At 34.7% G+C, this 2,779-nt stretch carries 3 protein-coding genes and 1 riboswitch; of the genes, 2 read left to right on the top strand and 1 reads right to left on the bottom strand.

The window, feature by feature from the left end; translation table 11 throughout:
* Positions 1–92: 92 nt before the first annotated feature.
* A riboswitch (purine riboswitch) is annotated at positions 93–190 on the top strand.
* A gap of 77 nt (positions 191–267) precedes the next feature.
* Positions 268–1,578, top strand: a complete 1,311-nt coding sequence (locus tag CP355_RS09620; RefSeq protein ID WP_098044425.1) for an NCS2 family permease — start codon at positions 268–270, stop codon at positions 1,576–1,578.
* A 113-nt stretch (positions 1,579–1,691) separates the two neighbouring features.
* Here the strand turns inward: CP355_RS09620 and CP355_RS10335 are convergent, their stop codons facing one another.
* Positions 1,692–1,961, bottom strand: coding sequence for a hypothetical protein (locus CP355_RS10335; protein ID WP_233185789.1), 270 nt, complete (start codon positions 1,959–1,961; stop codon positions 1,692–1,694).
* Positions 1,962–2,439: 478 nt separating this feature from the next.
* On the opposite strand from CP355_RS10335, the gene CP355_RS09610 reads away from it, so the two are divergent.
* The gene (locus CP355_RS09610) at positions 2,440–2,694 is read left to right on the top strand and encodes a hypothetical protein (RefSeq protein ID WP_025006205.1); all 255 of its coding nucleotides are present in this window, start codon (positions 2,440–2,442) and stop codon (positions 2,692–2,694) included.
* Positions 2,695–2,779 lie beyond the last annotated feature (85 nt).

The following is a 2,779-nucleotide window of genomic DNA, read 5'->3' as shown; positions in this document are numbered from 1 at the left end:
TTGAACGACTACTCCGTCGAGTAATCATCCAACACTAGATTAGTATGTTTTGTTTCCCGAGAAATTTGCGTAGGCCACGTATTTCTGCTAGAATACTTAACAATCAAGTTATCTATATATCGTCGAAATAAGGTCGACAGTATCTACCCTGAGCCATAAATTCAGGACTATAGGTATCAGACGTCATAATTTTATTAAGGACATCTTTTACCCATGACTTTGGGTAAGCTATGTCTTTTTTCTTTTTGTTTTTATTTTGGAGGCGCAATGGATTTTTTAAATAAAGTCTTTCATTTAGAAGAAGCTAACACTAACGTTAAACGCGAATTAATTGCCGCATTAACTACGTTTGTCAGCCTTTCCTACATCTTGTTTGTTAACCCTAATATTTTACACGCAGCTGGTATTCCTAAAGGCGCAGCCTTCACTGTAACGGCCATCGCTACAGCAATTGGTTGTTTCCTGATGGGCTTTATTGCAAACTACCCTATTGCTTTAGCACCAACATTGGGTAGTGGTGCTTTCTTTGCCTACAACGTTTGTGTAGGGATGAAGATTTCTTGGGAAACTGCATTAGCTGCCGTTCTTGTAGCTTCTGTTTTATTCATTTTGATTACGATTTTCAAATTGCGTGAAATCGTAGTTGATGCCATTCCTCAAGACATGAAATACGCAATTTCTGCTGGTATCGGCTTGTTCATCGCCTTTATCGGTTTAAAAAATGGCCAAATTATCGTTAACAGCGATTCAACTTTAGTTGCGTTAGGTAAATTCAGTAATCCTGCTGTATGGATCACTTTATTCGGTTTAGTCCTAACTGTAGTCTTGATGGCATTGAATGTTCCTGGCTCAATCTTTATCGGAATGATCGTGACTGCCATTTTTGGTATGATCATTGGTCAAATTCCATTGCCACACGGTATTATTTCAGGTGCACCAAGTATCGCGCCTACTTTTGGTCAAGCAGTTTTCCATATTAAAGACATCAATACAGCTCAGCTTTGGATGGTTGTTTTGACCTTCTTATTGGTAACTTTCTTTGATACTGCTGGCACTTTAATCGGAATGACTGAACAAGCTGGTATGGTTGATAAAAATGGTAAGATTCCACGGATCGGTCGTGCGTTCTTAGCCGATTCAACTGCCATGGTTGAAGGTGCTGTCTTCGGTACCGCTCCACTTGGTACTTCTGTAGAATCAAGTGCCGGCATCGCTATGGGTGGTCGTACTGGTTTAACTGCTATTTTTGTTGGTATCTTCTTCTTAATCAGTATGATTTTCAGTCCGCTTCTTCAGGTTATTCCAACTACAGTTACAGCACCTGCCTTGATTATTGTTGGTGTGTTAATGGCAAGCAATTTAAAGAAAATCGATTGGGATAAATTTGAAATTGCCGTTCCTGCATTCTTGACAGTTGTAGGGATGCCACTTACTTACAGTATTTCTGATGGTTTAGCATTAGGCTTGATTGCTTACCCTATTACGATGATTGCTTCTAAGCGCTACAAGGAAGTAACGCCAATGATGTATATCCTGTTTGTGGTATTTATCATATTTTTCTTGGTAACGAATTTATAGAAAAATGAAAAGACGGTTAACTATTATTGGTTATCCGTCTTTTTTGGTATGATAACTATATTAAGTTTCACATGAAACAGAGTTATGGGATCAAATTATTAAAATTGACTGTTTTATCGAGATTTAAACTCAATCTTAATAACTTTTTTGCCTTTACTAAACTTCTTCATTGAATGTAAATTTAAAAGCGATTGCGGAATCACATCAGAGTTAATACGATCTATTAGTGTTAAAGCTAATATTTCTTTATTAGTTCTTAATACATAATCAAAAGACAGTAGTAGATATTTATAACCACGTGTTACTCTAACATTTTTACCAATCAGCTCTTTAAATTGCAGTAAAACTTGCAACTTTTGAAAAGTTGTCCCATCTTTTTTTATATAAATACTGTTCTCATCAATGTTCTTATTTAGTGCATCCGTAAAAAAAGAAGCAGCTCCTTTTCATATTTTATGCCACATAAATGCATGAAATTTGATCTCCTAGCTTTTACTTTTAGGCAAAGATTATCGGTTTAATAGATCACATTTTGGTTAACAAAATATTTATTAAAAAAGTAAGCTGCATTATATATTGCACCATAATAACGATTTAGTCTTAAATGCTCTTTATAATTTAATCTTTTATATCCCTTTACATTTTTCATAATTCCTCCAAAAAAAATGAGTTCACAAAAAATTTGCGAACTCATATATGGTCGGTTTAGTTTCGGTGTCTGCCACCAATAGGCCCTTACGTCCTACATGAAATATCAGATTGACCATGAGCCGACCGCTCATTCAGATATTTGAACATATATTTTACAAGTAGCTATTTTTTAATCACAACAATAAATTTATAACACGAGGAGAAAACATTATGAAATTAAGCAAAAAAGCACTTTGGATTATCGGTACCTTAATCACCTCGGCAATCGCAGGAATTTTCTTTTATTTAAATATTCATAATAGTTCCGCAACTACCGTTGCAGTAATTCTAGCTGGAGTGGCATTGTATTTTCTTTTTGAAACTGGACAGTTATATAAGAATATTTGGATTAAGATTTTAGTATATTTAATTGATGCCGTTTGGATCGCGTTTGTATTATTAATAATCAGCTTATTTATTCATTAATTTGGAAAGATTTTGACAATCTTTCTTTTTCGTAAATTGCAATAATAACTTGAACACTTTTGTTTAGGCTGTTTGATAGATGCGA

It is taken from the genome of Lactobacillus sp. UMNPBX4 (genome assembly GCF_002554115.1).
Lineage (GTDB): Bacteria > Bacillota > Bacilli > Lactobacillales > Lactobacillaceae > Lactobacillus > Lactobacillus gallinarum.
Note: the sequence above shows the minus strand (reverse complement) of the source record. Positions and strands in the feature narration are given on the sequence as shown.